This is a genomic window from Clostridium sp. UBA2485, assembly GCF_002341865.1.
GTDB lineage: Bacteria > Bacillota > Clostridia > Clostridiales > Clostridiaceae > Clostridium_J.
In genome coordinates, this window is record NZ_DDOV01000038.1 from 20,987 (window position 1) to 41,187 (window position 20,201).

The following is a 20,201-nucleotide window of genomic DNA, read 5'->3' on the forward strand; positions in this document are numbered from 1 at the left end:
TATAAAGAAAAGGAGAGTTTATGGAAAATAATTTTAATGTAATAAATTCAACAATAAACAATGTTTTTATAAGTTCTAAAGATAGATGTATTTCCTGTAAAAAATGCTTAAAAGTTTGTCCTTTTCTAGAAAAATACTGCAATACACCTAAGGAACTATTAATAAATATAGAAAAAACTACATCTATTGATCCTATAGTTCCTTTTTCTTGTAGTCTCTGTGGATGTTGCAAAAGAGTTTGCCCAAAGAATATAGATTTGGGTGAAGTATTTTTTACTATGAGAGAAGAAATCTCTACCTATAATGGTGGAAAATCTCCACTTAAAGGTCACTCTGTTATGCATTTTCATCAAAGTTTTAGTAATTCCCCATTATTTAAGGGAATATATGGGGACAAAAAAGTTAAGAGACTATTTATGCCAGGATGCTCCCTATCTGGTTATGATCCAGAGCTAGTTATAAAAATTTATAATTATCTCAATGAAAAGTTAGGTCATACTGGATTATTACTTTATTGTTGTAGTAAACCTACTAAGGATTTAGGAGAAATAGATTTATTTAGAAAAAGATATGAATCTTTTATAAATGAAGTAAAAAGTTTTGAAAATGTAGAAATTATTACTGCTTGTCAATCTTGCTTTAGAGTTTTGAAGGAAGAAAGTACTGATATAAAAACTACTTCTTTGTGGAAGGTATTAAAAGAAATAGATATTCCCAAAGATTCAATTGGTAAAGGGAAAGACTGTAAATTAGAATTTTCTATTAAAGACTCCTGTCAAAGCTTAGATGATAAAGAAATCGGTGAAAGTATTAGATACATAATTAATAGATTAGGATATAACCTAAAGTCTTTAGATTTCACAAATTCTTGCTGTGGGTTTGGTGGACTTGTGCATACAGTTGACAGTAATCTTTCTAAGGCTATTAGAAATTCTTCTTTAGAAAAACTGGAAAGCAATAATATCATAAGTTACTGTGGAGGATGTCTAGGATCAGTAAACTTAACAGATAAAAGATCTTATCATATTCTAGATTTAATTTTTAAAGATAAAAATGAAATTGAATCTAGAAATAAATTAAATATAACTACATTAAATTCATGGAAAAATAGATATAAACTAAAATCTAAAATGAAGCATATTAAAAGAGATAGATAATCAATATGCTATGATATTTTATTGTATCTTTAAAGCACATTATGAAAGGAGGAGAATAATTGAATAAAAAAATTGATAAGAAAAAATTCTTATTGTTTATTGGTTTAGTGATATTTTGTATTTTTCTCTTTAAAAATACTGAGTTTTTAAGAAATTATTCCTCAGAAGAAATTAAAAATTTTATAAACTCCTATGGGAAAATTGCCCCTATAGTTTATATAATACTTTTTGCTTCTATGCCCATTACAATATTTCCTGATGCCTTATTAGTAATTGCAGGCGGAATGGCTTTTGGAATTTTATATGGAACTATTTATACTATGATAGGTGCAATTTTAGCTTCTACTTTAGCTTTTGTGATATCAAGGTATTTTGCTAGAGATAGAGCAGAAAAATTTATGAAAGAAAAATTCAACTTTAACTTTTTAAAAGAAAATCGTAATGAATTTCTTACTATTTTAATTCTAAGATTAATACCATTAATACCTTTTGATGTTATAAGCTATGGAGCAGGATTTTCCAAAATAAAATATAAAAATTTTATTTCTGCAACAATTCTTGGAATAATTCCTGGAGTAGTAGTTTTTACTAATTTAGGAGACAAGTCTCTAAATTTTAAATCTATTGAATTTTTATGTGCAATAGGGCTACTAATAGCTTTACTTTTAATTTCATTATTGCTTAAGAAAAAAACAAAATATTTGATAGAAAGTGATTAGTCATCTCTTCTTAAACAGATTAATTTCAAGAGAGGAATTGTGATATGAAAAATAAATTTAAGAAATCAACTATATACAAATTATCAGTGCTAGTAGTTTTACTTTTAATTTATTTCCTTGTACCACCTGTAAAAAATAATATTAATCACGTTGTGGTGCTATTATCTACCTTAAATATACCTGCTGTGAAAGACTATATTATTTCTTTTGGTATATGGGGTCCGTTAATTTCTATAATACTTATGATGTTTCAATCTATTGCAGCTCCTTTACCTGCCTTTGTTATAACCTTTGCTAATGCTTATGTTTTTGGCTGGATGTGGGGGGCAGTTATTTCTTGGTCTGGTGCAATGTTAGGTGCAATACTTTGCTTTTACATAACTAAAATTTATGGAAGGCCAGCTGCTGAAAAATTTGTTTCATCTAAACTTTTAGATAAAACAGATAAATTTTTTGATGAATATGGAAATTACGCTATATTAATTGCTAGATTACTACCTTTTATATCCTTTGATGCTGTAAGCTATGCTGCTGGACTTACTAATATGGAATTTTGGTCTTTCTTCTGGGCAACAGGGATAGGACAACTTCCTGCAACTATTGTTTATTCAATACTAGGTGAAAATATAGATCAAATGGCGAAGTTTGGACTTGGAATTATAACAGGGTTTATAGCTTTAGTAGCATTTGGTGTTGCAATAAAAAAATATGTAAGTAGTAAGCATCTTCAAAAAAATAACTAGTCAGTATGTTAACCTATTTTGTGTCATACTTCGTTGTCAGACCCCACTGATAGCGTAATAAATATCAGTGGAACCTGTCGCCTTGTCTAACGCAAAATATTCGTCACATCTTTGACCAGTTATTTTATTTCAGATACCTTATAAGAAGAAAAAACAAATTATTGATGGTTAATTTGGAGGTAATTATGCATAAAATTATATATGATTGCGATAATACAATGGGGGTTGTAGGTTGCGATGTAGATGATGGACTTACCCTACTTTACTTATTAGGAAGAGAAGATGTTGATTTACAGGGTTTAACTCTAACCTATGGAAATAATACTATAGACGTAGTTTATGAAACTACTATGAATATGATTAAAGAATTAAACCTTAATCATATAAAAGTATTTAAAGGAAGTGAAGATCATCAAAATAGAATTAGTGAAGCCAGCAAATTTTTAGCTAATACAGTGAAAGACAATCCTAAAGAGATTACAATATTAGCTACAGGTGCATTAACTAATTTATATGGTGCTTATCTTTACGACAATGACTTTTTTACAAATGTAAAAGAAATAGCGTTAATGGGAGGAGTAACTTCTCCACTAATAATACATGGGCATAAAGTAGATGAATTAAATTTCTCTTGTGATCCTGAAGCTTCACATAAGGTTTTATCCTCTGAAGCAAAAGTTTCAATATTAAATGGTCATACTACTATGGAAGCCATCTTTGGTCCTAAAGAATTATTAAAATTAGAAAGTAGCTCTAATAAATTATTTAAATATATATTAGAAAAAATAAATCCTTGGTGTGTATCTATGGAAAAGCTTATGGATGTTAAAGCCTTTTGTAACTGGGATGCGGCGGCGGCCATATATATCACCAATCCCGAACTTTTTCAAAATGAAACTGTAATTATAAATTCTTCCGTTAAGGATTTAAAAAGTGGATATTTAAATTTATGTGAAGATGGTAAAAAAATTTATATGCCTTCTTCAATAATAGATTTAGAAACCTTTAACGAAATATTGATTAATGGATTTATAAATACAAATAATAATTTAGATATCTAAAAAATAATAAATCAAAGATATCTTAATATCAACTTTATGATAAATGAAAAGACGTGAGTTTCCTCACGTCTTTTAGTACTTTTTAGGCATATGAAAGAAAATAATAGCCCAAAGATGTTAGTATATTTTAGGCATATGAAATAAAATAGCTAGTTAAAGATGCGAAATATATTTTGCATCAGACAAGGAGACAGATCTTCATGATAGTTTAGCTATTATGGAGTTCTGACGACGCAGTATGATACAAAATAGATGAGCATACTGACTAGTTATTTTTTGAATATACCTCATTATCAGACAAAGCGTTAGGTTCTGTTCATAGTGATGCTATGGGCAGGTTCTGACAACGTAGTATGATAGAAAATAGGCTAACATACTGGTATATTATTTTTTTGAAGATGCCTTAAATCTCATTATTCTCATAGCATTTAATATAGCAAGCACAGATACTCCTACATCAGCAAAAACTGCTTCCCACATTGTTGCTATTCCAAAGGCACCTAAAATTAATACCAAGGCTTTAACTCCTAAGGCAAATACAATGTTTTGAATAACTATTTTTCTAGTTCTTTTTGATATTTTTATTGCAGTAGCTATTTTAGAAGGCTCATCTGTCATGATAACCACGTCTGCTGCTTCAATAGCTGCATCAGATCCTAAACCACCCATTGCAATACCTACGTCTGCTCTTGCAAGAACTGGAGCATCATTTATTCCATCACCTACAAAGGCAATATTCTTTCCTGATGATTTTTTACTATCAATATTCTCAAGTTTCTCTACCTTTTCGTGTGGTAGTAATTCAGAGTAAACTTCATCAACTTTTAGTTGGCTTGCTACCTTATTTGCTACTTTTTTATTATCTCCTGTTAACATAACAGTATTTTTAACTTCATTATTCTTTAATTTTCTAATGGCTTGTATAGCATCTTCTTTTAATGTATCTTCAATTACTATGCTTCCTGCATAAACTTTATCTATTGCCACATATACTACTGTTCCTACTGAATCAGTTTCTTCAAATTTTACTTTTTCAGCATTCATAAGCTTATTGTTACCTGCTGCAACCCTTTTACCTTCAACTTCTACAACTATTCCATGACCTGCAATTTCTTCATAATTGTTTACATCATCTTTATTAATTTCATTTTCATATGCTTTAACAATTGAAACTGCAATAGGGTGATTAGAGTAGCTTTCTGCATAAGCAGCATATTTTAAAACTTCATCTTTATTAAATCCATTTAATGAATTTATTTCTGTAACATTAAATACTCCTTGAGTAAGTGTTCCTGTTTTGTCAAATACTACTGTCTCTACATTGTTAAGAGCTTCTAGATAGTTACTTCCTTTAATTAAAATACCATGCTTTGAAGCTGTTCCTATTCCACCGAAAAATCCTAAAGGAATAGATATTACAAGAGCACAAGGACAAGAAATAACTAAAAATACTAAGGCTCTATATACCCACTCTCCAAAAGTTGCATTACTTATAAATATTGGAGGTATTATAGCTAGTGCAGCTGCTATAATTACTACTGCTGGAGTATAATATTTAGCAAATTTTGTAATAAAATTCTCTGCTTTTGCTTTACGATTACTTGCGTTTTGTACAAGATCTAATATCTTAGAAACTGTAGATTCTCCAAATTCTTTAGTTACCCTTACGGTAATTACTCCATTTTGATTTATAAATCCACTGAGTACATCATTTCCTTCTTCAACGTTACGTGGCATTGATTCCCCTGTAAGTGCTGATGTATCTAACATTGATTTTCCCTCAATGACTACTCCATCTAATGGTACCTTTTCTCCTGGTTTTACAACTATAATGTCATCTACTGAAACTTCTTCTGGTGATACTTTAACTATTTCTCCATCTGTCTTTAAGTTTGCAAAGTCTGGTCTAATATCCATTAGTGAACTTATAGATTTACGAGATCTATTTACAGCTATGTCTTGGAATAATTCTCCTACTTGATAAAACAACATAACTGCTACACCTTCTGCAAAATCTCCAACACCAAATGCACCAACAGTTGCAATAGTCATTAAAAAGTTTTCATCAAAAATTTGTCCACGGGTAATATTCTTTAATGCTCTAAGAACAATTTCTCCTCCGACTATAATGTAAGCGACTAGGAACATTACACGTTCTATATTGATATCAAATTTACCAATCATCGCAGTAGCAAATATTGCACCACCTAACGCAAGCTTTAGTATAGCTTTTTTAGTACTTCCATCCCCATGACTATGTCCATGCTCTTCCTCTTCTTCACCATGGTGATGTGCAGCTTCCTCATGATGATGTTCATGGCTATGATCATGATTATGATCATGGTCATGACCACTACAACAACTAGTTCCTCTAGTTTGTAAAGTTGCTATAGATTTTTTCCCTATCTTATCTTTAACAACAACATCTGGTTCTAACTTTTTAACTATAGCTTTTATTTCTTCTTTAATATTATTTAAGTTTTCACCTTCTTTAGGTTTAAAAACTAAAGTTTTAGTCATAAAATTTACTGTTACTTCTTCTACACCTTTTATTTCTCTAACTTTATTTTCTATTTTAGAAGCACAGTTTGCACAATCTAAGTTTTCTAATATAAGCTCTTTTTTAGCTTTGATATTACTTTTCTTCGCTTTTTCTTTTACAATTACATCTGGCTCCAATTTTTTCACTATAGCTTTTATTTCTTCTTCAATTTTGCTTAAATTTTCTCCATCTTTAGGCTTAAGAATTAAAGTTTTAGTCATAAAATTTACTGTTGCTTCTTCTACTCCGTTTATTTCTCTAATCTTATTTTCTATCTTAGATGCACAATTTGCACAATCTAAATTTTCTAATATAAATTCTTTTTTAGCTTTAATATTATTTTTCTTAGCTTTTTCTTTTACAACTACGTCTGGTTCAAGCTTATTAACTGTATTTTTAATTTCATTTATTATTTTATTTACATTAGCCTCATCATGTGGTTCAAAAGTAAGAGTTTTAGTCATAAAGTTTACTGTTACCTCTTTTATGTCTTTATTATCTTTTACTTTATTCTCTATTTTTGAGGCGCAATTAGCACAATCAAGATTCTCAAGTATTAATTGCTTTTTACCCATATTACTACCCCCTTTAATCTGAACATATGAACAATCATTCATATGTTATATTATAATCATACTCTTGTTTTTTGTTACTGTCAATATAGGTAAAAAGCATATTTTTAATAGATTTTTAACAAATTTTGTTTATTTCAATTAACCTCAATAATTTTAAAAATGTGATGATATCTACGCTATATCTTTACTTTAGTAATATTTTTAAATTTTATTTCTTTGATACTTTTATTGCCAAATATCTTATTACTTAGTTATTATAGTAAAACTATAATTTATAGCTAAAATATCATTATCTACATCTTCGTTAAAAATTATATTTTTAAAACCTTTTTAAAAGCACTATTAGTATTATCAACAATGGTAATGATAATACTAACAAATTAATATGTGATAAAAGAATTTATGTAGTTAATTATCCCATCTTAGAATTAATTATTAATTTAAATACCTTTATTAAATTTATCTTAACACTTATAATAATATTTAATTATGAAGTTTTATTGGGGTGTAAGAATTGAGTTACTTAAAAAAAATAACCTTTCATTGGAATAAAGTAAAAGATAAGAATATGTATCCTTTTAATATAAAATCATTAATGAATACTGATTTTATAGATACAGAACATAATGTAGTTTTTTTAGTAGGGGAAAATGGATCTGGTAAATCAACATTATTAGAGGCTCTTGCTCATAAAATTGGATTTTCAACAAAAAGTGGAAGCCAAAATTCCATACTTAATAGTACTTTAGATGATTTATCTTTGAGTTCTATTATGACTTTATCATGGCTACCTAAAATTAATAATGGCTTCTTTTTAAGAGCAGAAACTTTATTTAATTATGCTGAATATCTTGAGGATTTGGCGAATGACCTTTATATAGATAGAGATGAAGTGTATGCTGCTTATGGAAATAAAGAGCTTTATGCTCAATCCCATGGTGAATCTTTTTTAAGTGTAATAACAAATAGATTCTCTAGAAAAGGAATTTATCTTTTAGATGAGCCTGAAGCTGCATTGTCACCTGAAAAACAAATAGCTTTTTTAAAAATACTTCATGATACTATAGATGAAACAAAATCTCAATTTATAATTGCTACTCACTCACCAATAATAATGTCTTATCCAAATGCAATTATATACGATTTTAATAGTGATTTTATAAAGAAGATAAACTATGAAGATACTGAACATTTTAAACTTACTAAAGACTTTTTAGATAATAGAGAAAGATATTTCAAATATTTATTTTAATATACAACTTAATAAATAAAAAAGCCGTGACATCTCACGGCTTTTTATTTTATAAATTATTGTCTGTATTATTTTGTATACCTAACTGCTTTAATATTTCTGACTTTCCTACTCTATTTACTCCACTATATTCAATATCTTCTTTATCATCAATTTTAATATTATATTCTCTTTCTATTATTTCTTTTATTCTAGGTCTGCAAAAGGTTCCTTGGCACCAACCCATGGAGGCCCTGGTTCTTCTTTTTACTCCATCAATAGTGGTAACCTTAATACCTCTATGAAGTGAATCTACAATTTCTCCTTCTGTTACCTGCTCACATCTGCAAATAATCTTTTCTGAGCAAGAATCTATATCTATCTTATCTTTTATTTCCCTAAAAGGCTTAAGATCTTTTTTAGTAATTATAGGTTTTCTATAAGCTATAAAATTATCTTTCTTCTTAAGAACACATCCTGCATTTTCTAATATTTCTTTAACCATTAGTGCTATAGCAGGTGATGAGGTAAGTCCTGGTGATTGAATTCCTGCAACATTTATAAATCCCTTTGTAGATGTTTCTTCAATTATAAAATCATCTGTGCTGCTTCTAGCTCTTACACCTGTAAAGCTTCTTATAAATTTATTAATATCAATTTTATCTGTAGTTTCTTTAGCAAGTTCCAATATTTTATTCATTCTTTCTATATGAGTAGAAGTATCATCTTTTTCTGAATCATCGGAAGCATCTGGTCCTATTAATAAATTACCATGATAGGTGCTTGTTGCCAAAACACCTTTGCCATAAGCGGTAGGCATTTGAAACACTACTGTATTAAGAACTTTTCCCGTATCTCTAGCAAATAGTAGATACTCACCACTTCTAGGAAGAATTTTAAAATAATCCTCCCCTACCATAGAAGAAATTTCATCACTATAAAGACCTGCTCCATTTATTATAAATCGGGAAGAAAAATTTCCATTGTTGGTCTTTATATTAAAAATATTATCTTCTTTTTCTATGGATAAAACCTTGCTATTTAAGAATAACTCTACACCGTTTGTTATAGCATTCTCAGCAAGTGCAATTGCCATCTCATAAGGAGAGCATACTCCTGCTCCTTTACAATAAAGAGCATATTTTACATTAGGGCTAATATTAGGTTCAATTTTTAATATTTCTTGTTTATTTATAATGCTTAAATCATGGCAGTCATTCATAATTCCATTTGCCATAAGACCTACTAGTGGTTTTATATCCTCTTCAAAGCTTATTACTAATGAGCCTGTTTTTCTAAATCCAAAATTCAATTCTTTATCAAGCTCTTCATACATCATTCTTCCCTTGTAACAAAGCTGCCCTTTTAAAGTACTGTGTTTTTCTGCATATCCTCCATGAACTATAGCACTATTTGCCTTTGTAGCACCCATAGAAACATCCACATCTTTTTCTATTAGTGCAATAGAAAGATCATATTTAGAAAGCTCTCTTGCAATTGCTGTGCCTACAATTCCTGCCCCTATAATTGCTACATCATAAATCATACTCTTCTCCCCTAAGCTACATATTTCTTGTTGCTATCAAGTCTATTCCTGTTCCTAGTACATTTTCAATTATTACATCTCCAACTTTAATTGGTGAAGATACTTCAATATCATCTAAAAGTTTCATACATTGAAAGTTTAAATCTTTAGGTATTGCACCATTAGTTTTTACAGGAAGTCTATTATGAATTCCTCCCTTTATTTTAACAGTTGAAGTTACTACTCTTGTTGGAGAAGTTAATTCTTTAACCCCATATTCTGCACCTCTTGGACATAAATTACCACTAACTTTATAATTATTGTCTACATCTACTTCTAGATGACACCCTCTTGGGCATACTATACATATTAATTCTTTAGTCATAATTAGCTCTCCTTCTCCACAGAAATTATTATTTCATCTTTATTAACGCTTTCGAGAATACTCTTAGGAATCATTATTTTTTCCATTTCTCCTGGTGCCATATGCTTTCTCTTAAAGCTTAAAAGATCTTTATCATCAGCTTTTACCTTGATAACAACATCTTGATAGACATTATTTACTCTCATAAATACATCTATTCCCTTATCAAGATTTTCTACTCTTACTTTTTGCGGTACTGTGTAATTTATAACATTACCATTTTTAATATAAATATAGTCTTCGCTATTTTTAATTTCCCCTTTTATATATTTTGCTGCATTACGTCCTGCTCTTCGGCTTTCAGAAGTAACAAAGTCAACTAAGTCATGCACATGAACTACATTTCCACAAGCAAAAATACCTTCAGCACTAGTTTCCATACTTTCATTTACTACAGGTCCACTAGTTCTTCTATCTATTTCAACGCCTGCTTTTTTAGATATTTCATTTTCTGGTATTAATCCTACTGATAGTAAAAGTGTATCGCATTTAAATTCTATTTCTGTTCCCTTTATAGGAATTCTATTTTCGTCAACTTTTGAAATGACAACAGATTGAACTCTACCATCACCCTTTACATTAGTTACAGTATGTGAAAGATACAATGGAATATTATAATCATTTAAGCATTGAACAATATTTCTATTTAATCCATTTGAGTAAGGCATTAATTCAACTACAGCATGAACCTTAGCTCCTTCAAGTGTCATCCTTCTTGCCATTATAAGCCCTATATCTCCAGAACCTAATATAACAACATCTTTCCCTACCATATAGCCTTCCATATTAACGTATCTTTGAGCTGCTCCTGCTGTAAATACTCCTGCAGGTCTATCTCCTGGAATTGCTATAGCTCCTCTTGTTCTCTCTCTACATCCCATTGCTAAAATTATAGCCTTAGTATTAATTATCATATATCCATCTTCTGAATTTATAGCATGAATTTCTTTGTTTGATCTTACATCCAAAACCATCGTATCTAACTTAACATCAACAGTAGTTTTATCTAATAAATCTATAAACCTTTGAGCATATTCAGGTCCTGTAAGTTCTTCTTTAAAAGTATGAAGTCCAAAACCATTGTGAATACATTGCTCTAATATTCCTCCAAGTTCCTTATCTCTTTCAATGATTAATATATTTTCTACTCCATTATTATAAGCTTCTAATGCTGCTGCAAGCCCTGCTGGACCTCCACCAATAACTACTAAATCGTAATTCATTTTTACGCCTCCTGCTATTTCTTTTTAGTTTCACCTGTTAAAATATAAGAATTATTTTTATCTAGAAGTATTTCCTCAAGATTTTTTCCAAGTTCCTTTGATAAAATTTCTTGAACTCTTGGGCCACAGAAACCACCTTGGCATCTTCCCATTCCTGGCCTACATCTCTTTTTAACTCCATCTAGGGTGGTTGCCCCTACTGGTCTTCTTATACTGTCTATTATTTCTCCTTCTGTTATGTTTTCACATCTACAGATGATTCTTCCATAGCTCGGATTTTCCTTGATTATTTCAGCCTTTCTCTCTGGTGAAAGCTCCATAAATACTATTTGCTTACGTTCTTTTATAAAGTTTTTATTTTCCTTAAATTCTAAACCGCTATCTTTTAGAAGTTTAATAGCTTCTAAAGCTATTGCTGGTGCTGAAGATAATGCTGGAGATTTCATGCCTGCTAAATCTATAAATCCTTTTGCATCTTCTGCTTCTTCAACAATAAAATCAGTTCTTTCAGAATAAGCTCTAAGCCCAGCAAAATTTCTTATACTATCTCTAAAAGCAATATTTTTAACTGATAGTGCAGCCTTTTCTCTAACAAAGTCTAATTGTTCACTTGTAGTTGAAAAGTCTTCTCTATTTACTATACTTTCTGAATCTGGTCCTACAAGAAGATTTCCATGAACTGTAGGTGTAACAAGCACTCCTTTACCATGTTCATTTGGACATTGAAAAATTGTTTTCTTTACTAATTCTCCCTGTGTTTTATCCATTACAAAATACTGTCCCCTTCTAGGGCTAATAGTATAGGCAGGTTTAGCTACCATATTGTGAACTTTATCTGCATAAATCCCTGCTGCATTAACTATATATTTTGTATAAATTGGTTTCTCTGAATCATTAATAGTTATTGTATATCCATCTTCTAATTTTTCTATTGAAGTAACTTCAGCACTTAGTTGAAGCCTTACTCCATTGACAACTGCATTTTCCATAAGTGCAATTGTGTATTCCCATGGACCTACTATTCCCCCTGTAGGTGCATGTAATGCTCCTGCTATTTCTGGGCTTATATTTGGTTCCAGTTTTAAAGTTTCTTCTTTAGTTAGTATTTGAAGATTTGGCACTCCATTTTTTGTACCATTTTCATAAAGTGTATTTATCGTTTTTAAATCTTCATCGTTAAAAGCTAATACTAGTGAACCTATTCTTTCAAAGGGAACGTCTAGTTCATTACAGATTTCTTCAAACATTTCATTTCCCTTAACATTAACCTTAGCCATCATAGTTCCATTTTCAGGGTCATAACCGGCATGAACAATAGCACTATTTGCTTTTGTTGTCCCATTTGCAACATCATTTTCTTTTTCTAACACCTTCACATTTAAGTCATACTTTGCAAGTTCTCTTGCTACAGAAGCACCTATTATTCCTGCTCCTATTACTACTACATCATACATAAACAATTCCTCCCAAAGCGTTATTTCAATTGACAATTGAGAATTAACAATGGACAATTGTGAACATTTCTCAGCATAACTGAGAAATTAATAACTATATTTTATAAACTAATTTTCTTAAAATAATATTTAACCTAATTTTTCATCTTTAAATAACATTTGTTTTTGAATCTTCAATATAAGTTAAAAATTAACCATAATTTTTAATTTTTCATCCTTAATTCTTAATTTCTAAGCATCATGTTCTTCCCACTCTTGAGCTCTTATGACTGCTTTTCTCCAACTTTTGTAAAGCTTTTGTCTTGTTTCCTCATCAAGATTTGGTGTGTATTCATTATCTATATTCCATTTATCCATAATCTCTTCTTTATCTTTCCAAAAGCCTACAGCTAGCCCTGCTAAATAAGCTGCGCCTAATGCAGTAGTTTCCCTTATAAGTGGTCGTCTTACGATTTTCCCTAAAATATCTGATTGAAATTGAAGTAAAAATCCATTTGAACTTGCTCCTCCATCAACCTTTAGTTCTTCAAGCTCAAGGCCTGTATCCTCTATCATTGCATCAATTACGTCCTTAGTTTGATAAGCTATAGATTCAAGCGCAGCTCTTATTATGTGGTTTCTATTTGCTCCTCTTGTTAATCCAAAAATAGCTCCTCTAGCATACATATCCCAATAAGGCGCTCCAAGTCCAGTAAATGCAGGAACTATGTAAACTCCACCATTGTCTTTAACCTTTTGAGCAAAGTACTCTGTATCATTTGAGTCATTTACTATTCTAAGCTCATCTCTAAGCCACTGAATAACTGCACCTCCAACAAATACACTTCCTTCAAGAGCATAATGAACTTTATTGTCAATTCCAATTGCAATTGTTGTTATAAGTCCATTTTTACTTTGTATTATTTCGTCACCAGTGTTCATTAGTAAGAAGCATCCTGTGCCATATGTATTTTTTGCAGATCCCTTTTCAAAGCAAGCTTGACCAAATAGTGCTGCTTGCTGGTCTCCTGCTATACCTGATATAGGTACTCTTGTACCACCTTTTCCACCAAGGTTAGTTCTTCCATAAATTTCACTACTATTTTTAACCTCTGGAAGCATACTTTCAGGTATATTTAAGGCTTTTAATATTTTTTCATCCCATTTTAATGTTCTAATGTTAAAAAGCATTGTTCTTGACGCATTAGTATAATCTGTTACATGAACTTTTCCATTGGTTAGTTTCCAAACAAGCCAAGTATCTACTGTTCCAAATAATATTTCTCCCTTTTCAGCTTTTTCTCTAACTCCTTCAACATTATCTAAAATCCACTTAATTTTTGTGGCAGAAAAATATGCATCTACAACAAGCCCTGTATTTTCTCTAATATATGATTCCCAGCCATCTGCCTTTAGTTTGTCGCATATTTCTGCTGTTCTTCTACATTGCCAGCCTATAGCATTATAAACCGGTCTTCCTGTCTCTTTGTCCCATAAAATTGTAGTTTCTCTTTGATTTGTAATTCCTATAGCAGCTATATTCTCTGCTAACAATCCTGTCTTTGCTAAAACCTCTGTTAAAACTCCATATTGAGATGCATAAATCTCCATAGGATCTTGCTCCACCCATCCCTTTTGAGGATACATAGGTGTAATTTCCTTTTGAGCAATTTCGAGAATATTTTGCTCCTTATCAAAAATTATTGCTCTTGAACTAGTCGTACCTTGATCTAATGCTACAATATACTTTTCCATGTGATACTCCCCCATCATATATATTAAATTTACAAAGTTAATGTATAGCCGAATATCGCTACTGTCTTATGCATTTGAATTTACAACTTGAAATAATTGAGAATTGACAATGGACAATTATGGCACAAAATAATCCTTTTATTTTTCACCAATTATTCAATAAGTAGAAAACAAAAAACTACAAAAACAACACACCTAAAAAGGCGTTTTGTTTTTGTAGTTTATCTCTTAATCTCTTACTACATAAACCATATTTCATTTTTTGTTGAAGATACTGCCGTGGCTCCTGCTTGAAGTGCCATCATTATATCTTCTTTATCTTCAATTAATCCTCCAGCAATAACTGGTAGATTAGAAAAACTAACTATCCTTTTTATAATCTTTGGCATAACACCAGGTAAAATTTCAATAGCATCTGCATATCCAGAATTCATATGTTTTTTGCTCCCTTCAAGGGACAATGAATCTAGTATAAAACATCGCTGTACTGTTATAAGCCCTTGCTCCTTAGCATTTTTTATCATACTAGCTTTAGTGCTTATAATTCCATCAGCTTCCGTATTCTCTTTTAAAAAATTTATTATAATATCTCGATTTGAAAGTCCGTCAATTAAATCAATGTGAACAATGGCTATTTTATCACTATCTTTAACTTTCTTAACTATGGTTCTAATGCTGCATATATCACCAAATAGAATAAACACAACCTTCGAATCAGCTTCTAATGCTTTTTCAAGTCCTTCCATATCCTTAACAGCGGATACTACAGGTACATCTTCTAAAGCTTCATAAAACAACTTTCCCATCTTAATACCTTCTTACTATTTATTATAATATAATTGTTACATAAAATAAAGTAAATGAAAAGGTTTTTCCTCATATTTATAAAAAATTGCATAAATTATTGTGAATTTATGCAACTTTTCTCAATAGCACTGTTAATTTTTACTTATATATTTCTGCTATTAACCCTTATTTTTAATTTTCTCTTTATCTATGTCCACTACTCTTAAAGGTTTTACTGTTGGTCCTTCTATTATTTCACCTTTTATAGTAAATCTTGAAGCGTGACAAGGACAATCCCAGCTTTTTTCACTATTATTCCATTGAAGCTCACATTGCATATGAGGACATATTATCTCCACACCATAATAATTACCTTGCTCATCTTTATATACACCTATTTTTCTTCCATCATATTCAACTACTTTCCCTTCACCTTTACCTACATTACTAATAGATTTTTCAGGATAATCCAATTTTCCTTTAGTATATCTTTGTGTGAACTTGGAAGCATTCCCNNAGCTCCTTAATTGATGATGCTACATTAAATCTTGAAGGAGTATAAACATCTATCCAAGGGCTTTTACCAGTACTTATTAAATCAGTAATAATCATTGCTGCAACAGTTGAGCTAGTCATTCCCCACTTTTGAAATCCTGTAGCTACATATAAATTTTCTGTATTAGCTGAATACTGCCCTATATAAGGTACTCCATCTAATGGTGTCATATCCTGTGCTGACCATTTATATATAATTTCCATGCTGTCATAGAGTTTTTCTCCATATGTCTTTAATGCCTCATAGCATTTCTCAGTATTATAAAACTCTCCAGTTCTATGGGATTCTCCACCTAACAGCAATATATCTCTATCACCTAGTTTTTGTGTTCTAAAAGATCTTTTAGGCTTTTCTGCACTTATATACATTCCATCTATATTTATATTTTTAGTATCTAATCCTAATACATAAGAACGCTCTCCATGCATTCTTACAAAATAGAGACCATGACTATTTAAAATAGGAAAATGAGTTGCAACTATAACCTTATTTGCAGTTATCTTTTCATCTTTGGTTGAAAGAATTAGTTTTTTATCCTCTTTATCCACATCTAAAATTCTAGTATGTTCAAATATGTATGATCCGTCCCCATTTATCTTTTCTGCTAAAGCTAAAAGATATTTTCTAGGATGAAATTGTGCTTGATTATGAAAAACCACTCCTGCCTTTATATCAAAAGGGAGAGCTACTTTCTTAGCAAACTCAGCAGATATTCCTAAACTTGTGGCTGCTTTTACTTCTTTTTCTATTTTATCTATGTATTCCTCAGATTCTGTGTAAACACAAGCTATTTTTTCTTCAAAGTCACAATCAATATTATTTTCTTCAACAATCTCCTTTATCTTTTTAATTGCTGATTGGTTTGCATCTGCATATTGTCTAGCGTTTTCCTTTCCAAAATCATTAATGAGCTTATCATAAATTAAATCATGCTGAGAAGTTATTTTTGCAGTAGTATTTCCCGTACCATTTTCACCAATTCTATTTCCTTCGAATACTGCAACATTAAATCCACTTTTCTTTAGCATATAAGCAGTACTAATCCCTGCAAGTCCACCACCTATTATTGCAATATCAATTTCAAAATTACCATTTAATTTTTCATAATTTGTAGTTTTTGTAGTGTCTAACCATAGAGATTTATTTATATTTATCATAATATCCCCTCCTCTATATTAATTTTTACAAATAAGAGGATTATTATTTACAAAATGCTAATTTTATAATTATTATATGTTTATAATTATAAAATGATGATGTTAGCTTTAAAGTTGATGGATATATTAAAATAATTTACATTTTTAATGTTATAAAATGTTATAATTAGAGATATTCTTTTAACAATTCACAATTGAGGAAACTTCTCCTATAACGGAGAAGTTTTGAATTAATTTTAACTATAATTATAAATTATGAAATATGAATTAAAATATTTATATAGTGGGGTATCAAATGAAAAATGAGAAAAACATAAGAGAAACTTCTGCATTTAAATTATTTTTGCATTCTTATAATAGATTGATGTTTACCTATTGGGAAAACCTTATTTTTGAAACAATATATAAACTTTTAGCTATGGTAGTATTTATTCCTATGATTTCTATGATATTTAATGGACTATTATCTATTGCAGGTTTTAAAGCAATCACTAATAATGAGCTTTTAAGATTTGGTTTTAGTAGATATGGATTTTTAACTGTTTTAATACTACTTCCTATAGCTATAATTCTTATTTTCTTAGAATTTTCTATGCTTATTATAATTTCTTATTATAGCAATAAGGGAAAAAGGGTTCTCATAGGAGATGCTTTTATAAAATCTCTTGGATATTTACCTTCTATATTTAAATATGGAATTTTAGGAATCGCAACGTACCTTCTTCTTTTAGTTCCATTATTAAATATAGGCATAGGTTCTACTCTTTTACCTTCTATAGAAATACCTAACTTTATATCAGGAGAGTTATTTAAAACTACAACTGGGATAATATCTTATACAATAACTTTTGCTATTATTATATATTTAAATATTAGATGGATTTATTCTCTTCATATTATAGTACTTGAAGGAAATAACAATTTTAGATCTGCTGCTAAAAAAAGCAGTAAAATGGTTAAAGGGAATTACTTTAAAATTGCGCTAAGAGTGTTAGTAAGTATATTTATATATGTGTTATTTATGCTTTTATTAATATCTCTATTAGCCTTTGTATTAATATTAATTTACCTTTTACTAAGTAATATAATTGCAGAGGAAAGTGTTATTTCTTCCGTAGTAACATCCATTTTCTTTGCTTTAGTGGTTATTGCTTTTTATATTTCTACATCAATAATTACACCTTTTTATATAAATCTTACAACTAAGTTGTATTTAGATAGATGTGATAAAAATGAAATCAATATTGAAAAGAAGAATATAAAAACTGCTGATGACAATACAAAAAGCTTTTTAGTTAAATATAAAAAATCCTTTGTTGTTTTTCTTTTATTGCCATTTGTAATTATTTCTTTTGTCCTGCCTATAGTTATAGATCCTTTTGAAGGTGGTTATACAGATTTAGTAATTATGGCGCATAGAGGAAGTTCATTACATGGTGTGGAAAATACTCTAGAAGCAATAGAAGGAGCTATAAATGAAAAAGCTGATTATGCTGAAATAGATGCGATTCAAACTAAAGATAATGAACTTGTAGTAATACATGATTTTAATTTAAAAAGGCTTGGGAAAGTTAATGCTAATATCTCTGAACTTACCTTAGATGAAATAAGAGAAATAACATTAAAGCAAGGTGATTTTACAGGTAAAATTAGCACTTTGGATGAAGTTATCAAGTTTTCTAAGGGAAAAATAAAGCTAAATATAGAAGTAAAGTTACATGGAGACGAAGAAGACTTTGTTAATAAATTTATAGAGATTATTAAAGATAATGATTTCCTAGACCAATGTGTAGTTCAATCTACAGATTTTCCTATTTTAAAAGAAATAAAAAAAACTGAGCCTAAACTTAAAGTAGGATATATAATATATGCTGGACTTCCTAAAGTTGAATTTATCGAAGTTGACTTTTTAACAATAGAAGAATCCTTAGTAACAGATAAAATTATACATGCTTCTAGATTACTAAATAAACCTATATATGTATGGACTGTAAATAGTAAGAGTTCTATGGAAAACTTTTATCTACTAGGTGTAGATGGAATAGTTACAGATGATGTTCCTACTGCTAAAGAAGTAGTAGCGGAAATGAAAGAAAACTGATTTCTTACTATGTATGAAGGTGGAAACTAGGTTCTTACTAAAATGATTTTTTATTATTAATTGTGGCTATCCAAAATGGATAGCCACAAAATTATTTTCATACTAATATAAATTTAATTATAACTGAGTTTTTATAAAATGGCATTAAGAAACCAAGTAATATTTTAATATTATAAATATACTGAAAGTTTATTATATATTATTTTAAAGAATCAAGATTAATTGTTTATCTATCATAATCATATTCTAGAGTTTTTTTCCCCTCTTTCGCTCCTATTTCCATAGATCTTTTTACTATTTTCTCTAAATAATCATTTTCTGAATACTGCCCTATTGAAGCTAATACTAAAGAGTCTCTTAAACATTTACTATTCTTTTCAAATAATGTCTCTTTCATTGGAAATCCATGATGTTCTGCATACTGACAAGCAAATTTCATTGTTGTTCTTGTATTGCCTTCTCTAAAAGGATGAACTTTCCAAATTTCAGCGATTATTTCTGTAAATTCTTTTGCTTTTCGATCTAACGGCATTTCATCCCAATTGATACGATTTAATTTATTTATTGCTTTCTCTATATCAGTTTTAATTAAACTAAAATCTGAATACTCTACTGACATCCCATCTAAAACAAATTCCGCTTTTCTCATATTTATAGTTCGTATTTCCCCTGCCCAATGATATAAATCTTGAAAAATATGTTTATGGATTTTTTTCATATGTTCAAAGTTAAACTCCTTGATATCTACCTTATCATCAACAGTAACTAATCTCTGTACTGTAAAATCTGCTTCTGCTTGATTTAATGTTTCTAAATCTCTTATGTTTAACTTATTAATAAGTACATTTGTACCTTTATACAAATATGAATCTGCCATAATATCACCTCTATTTGCTTTCAGGTACTTTATACTTTTCAATTAGTTTCTTGATGTTATCTTCAATCTCAGTTTTGCCCTTTATATAGTCTTCCAGCATCTCTTTACATTCCTCTGAAGGCTCAACTCCATCTATCGAATTAATTGCAATTGCTGACCGTACTTTTTTTAATCTTTCTTTTCTTTCATCTTTACTTGTACTCAATTTCTATCACTCCAACTTCATAATATATTTACTCATATACTTTCTATAAAATAAAAATATAAAATCATATATCTCACCGTTTAAAAATATAAAAGATTTATTTTTCGCTTCGATATTAACAGTTTATTCTG

17 protein-coding genes are annotated in these 20,201 nt (G+C 29.7%); 6 read left to right on the plus strand and 11 right to left on the minus strand.

Annotated features, from left to right (window positions below):
• The first annotated feature begins 20 nt into the window (after nucleotides 1-20).
• The 4 genes from B3603_RS06765 to B3603_RS06780 all read left to right on the plus strand — a co-directional run bounded on the left by B3603_RS06765 (nucleotide 21) and on the right by B3603_RS06780 (nucleotide 3,680).
• Nucleotides 21-1,157 carry a (Fe-S)-binding protein gene (locus B3603_RS06765; protein ID WP_291562334.1) on the plus strand — a complete coding sequence of 379 codons (1,137 nt, stop codon included), beginning with the start codon at nucleotides 21-23 and terminating at the stop codon, nucleotides 1,155-1,157.
• 59 nt (nucleotides 1,158-1,216) lie between these two features.
• Complete coding sequence (locus B3603_RS06770) at nucleotides 1,217-1,876, plus strand: TVP38/TMEM64 family protein (protein WP_291562336.1); 660 nt, start codon at nucleotides 1,217-1,219, stop codon at nucleotides 1,874-1,876.
• 44 nt (nucleotides 1,877-1,920) lie between these two features.
• Complete coding sequence (locus tag B3603_RS06775) at nucleotides 1,921-2,619, plus strand: TVP38/TMEM64 family protein (protein WP_291562339.1); 699 nt, start codon at nucleotides 1,921-1,923, stop codon at nucleotides 2,617-2,619.
• A 185-nt stretch (nucleotides 2,620-2,804) separates the two neighbouring features.
• Nucleotides 2,805-3,680 (plus strand): nucleoside hydrolase, encoded by an 876-nt coding sequence (locus B3603_RS06780; RefSeq protein WP_291562341.1) that lies wholly within the window; start codon nucleotides 2,805-2,807, stop codon nucleotides 3,678-3,680.
• 384 nt (nucleotides 3,681-4,064) lie between these two features.
• On the opposite strand, the gene B3603_RS06785 is transcribed toward B3603_RS06780, so the two are convergent.
• Entirely contained in the window at nucleotides 4,065-6,797 is a 2,733-nt protein-coding gene (locus tag B3603_RS06785) for a heavy metal translocating P-type ATPase (protein ID WP_291562344.1), read from the minus strand.
• A gap of 514 nt (nucleotides 6,798-7,311) precedes the next feature.
• Between B3603_RS06785 and B3603_RS06790 the strand changes: the two genes are divergently transcribed.
• The gene (locus B3603_RS06790) at nucleotides 7,312-8,049 is read left to right on the plus strand and encodes an AAA family ATPase (RefSeq protein ID WP_291562347.1); all 738 of its coding nucleotides are present in this window, start codon (nucleotides 7,312-7,314) and stop codon (nucleotides 8,047-8,049) included.
• Nucleotides 8,050-8,098: 49 nt separating this feature from the next.
• Here the strand turns inward: B3603_RS06790 and B3603_RS06795 are convergent, their stop codons facing one another.
• The 8 genes from B3603_RS06795 to B3603_RS06830 form a co-directional block, all read right to left on the minus strand.
• Nucleotides 8,099-9,574, minus strand: a complete 1,476-nt coding sequence (locus tag B3603_RS06795; RefSeq protein WP_291562349.1) for an NAD(P)/FAD-dependent oxidoreductase — start codon at nucleotides 9,572-9,574, stop codon at nucleotides 8,099-8,101.
• A 16-nt stretch (nucleotides 9,575-9,590) separates the two neighbouring features.
• Complete coding sequence (locus B3603_RS06800) at nucleotides 9,591-9,938, minus strand: DUF1667 domain-containing protein (protein ID WP_291562352.1); 348 nt, start codon at nucleotides 9,936-9,938, stop codon at nucleotides 9,591-9,593.
• A gap of 2 nt (nucleotides 9,939-9,940) precedes the next feature.
• Nucleotides 9,941-11,200, minus strand: a complete 1,260-nt coding sequence (locus tag B3603_RS06805) for an NAD(P)/FAD-dependent oxidoreductase (RefSeq protein WP_291562355.1) — start codon at nucleotides 11,198-11,200, stop codon at nucleotides 9,941-9,943.
• A gap of 14 nt (nucleotides 11,201-11,214) precedes the next feature.
• Entirely contained in the window at nucleotides 11,215-12,654 is a 1,440-nt protein-coding gene (locus tag B3603_RS06810; RefSeq protein WP_291562357.1) for an NAD(P)/FAD-dependent oxidoreductase, read from the minus strand.
• 231 nt (nucleotides 12,655-12,885) lie between these two features.
• The gene (gene glpK / locus B3603_RS06815) at nucleotides 12,886-14,388 is read right to left on the minus strand and encodes a glycerol kinase GlpK (RefSeq protein WP_291562360.1); all 1,503 of its coding nucleotides are present in this window, start codon (nucleotides 14,386-14,388) and stop codon (nucleotides 12,886-12,888) included.
• A gap of 239 nt (nucleotides 14,389-14,627) precedes the next feature.
• Complete coding sequence (locus tag B3603_RS06820; protein ID WP_039634800.1) at nucleotides 14,628-15,194, minus strand: glycerol-3-phosphate responsive antiterminator; 567 nt, start codon at nucleotides 15,192-15,194, stop codon at nucleotides 14,628-14,630.
• Nucleotides 15,195-15,353: 159 nt separating this feature from the next.
• Nucleotides 15,354-15,647, minus strand: coding sequence for a Rieske 2Fe-2S domain-containing protein (locus B3603_RS06825; protein WP_291562366.1), 294 nt, complete (start codon nucleotides 15,645-15,647; stop codon nucleotides 15,354-15,356).
• 7 nt (nucleotides 15,648-15,654) lie between these two features.
• On the minus strand, nucleotides 15,655-16,887 hold the full coding sequence (locus B3603_RS06830) for an NAD(P)/FAD-dependent oxidoreductase (RefSeq protein ID WP_291562369.1): 1,233 nt from the start codon (nucleotides 16,885-16,887) through the stop codon (nucleotides 15,655-15,657).
• Between the two features lie 295 nt (nucleotides 16,888-17,182).
• Here B3603_RS06830 and B3603_RS06835 point away from each other — a divergent pair, with 295 nt between their 5' ends.
• Nucleotides 17,183-18,988, plus strand: coding sequence for a glycerophosphodiester phosphodiesterase (locus tag B3603_RS06835; protein WP_291562372.1), 1,806 nt, complete (start codon nucleotides 17,183-17,185; stop codon nucleotides 18,986-18,988).
• Between the two features lie 226 nt (nucleotides 18,989-19,214).
• Here the strand turns inward: B3603_RS06835 and B3603_RS06840 are convergent, their stop codons facing one another.
• Nucleotides 19,215-19,865, minus strand: a complete 651-nt coding sequence (locus B3603_RS06840; RefSeq protein ID WP_291562376.1) for a Fic/DOC family protein — start codon at nucleotides 19,863-19,865, stop codon at nucleotides 19,215-19,217.
• A 10-nt stretch (nucleotides 19,866-19,875) separates the two neighbouring features.
• A complete protein-coding gene (locus tag B3603_RS06845; RefSeq protein ID WP_291562379.1) occupies nucleotides 19,876-20,070 on the minus strand; it encodes a hypothetical protein in 195 nt (64 codons plus the stop codon).
• Nucleotides 20,071-20,201 lie beyond the last annotated feature (131 nt).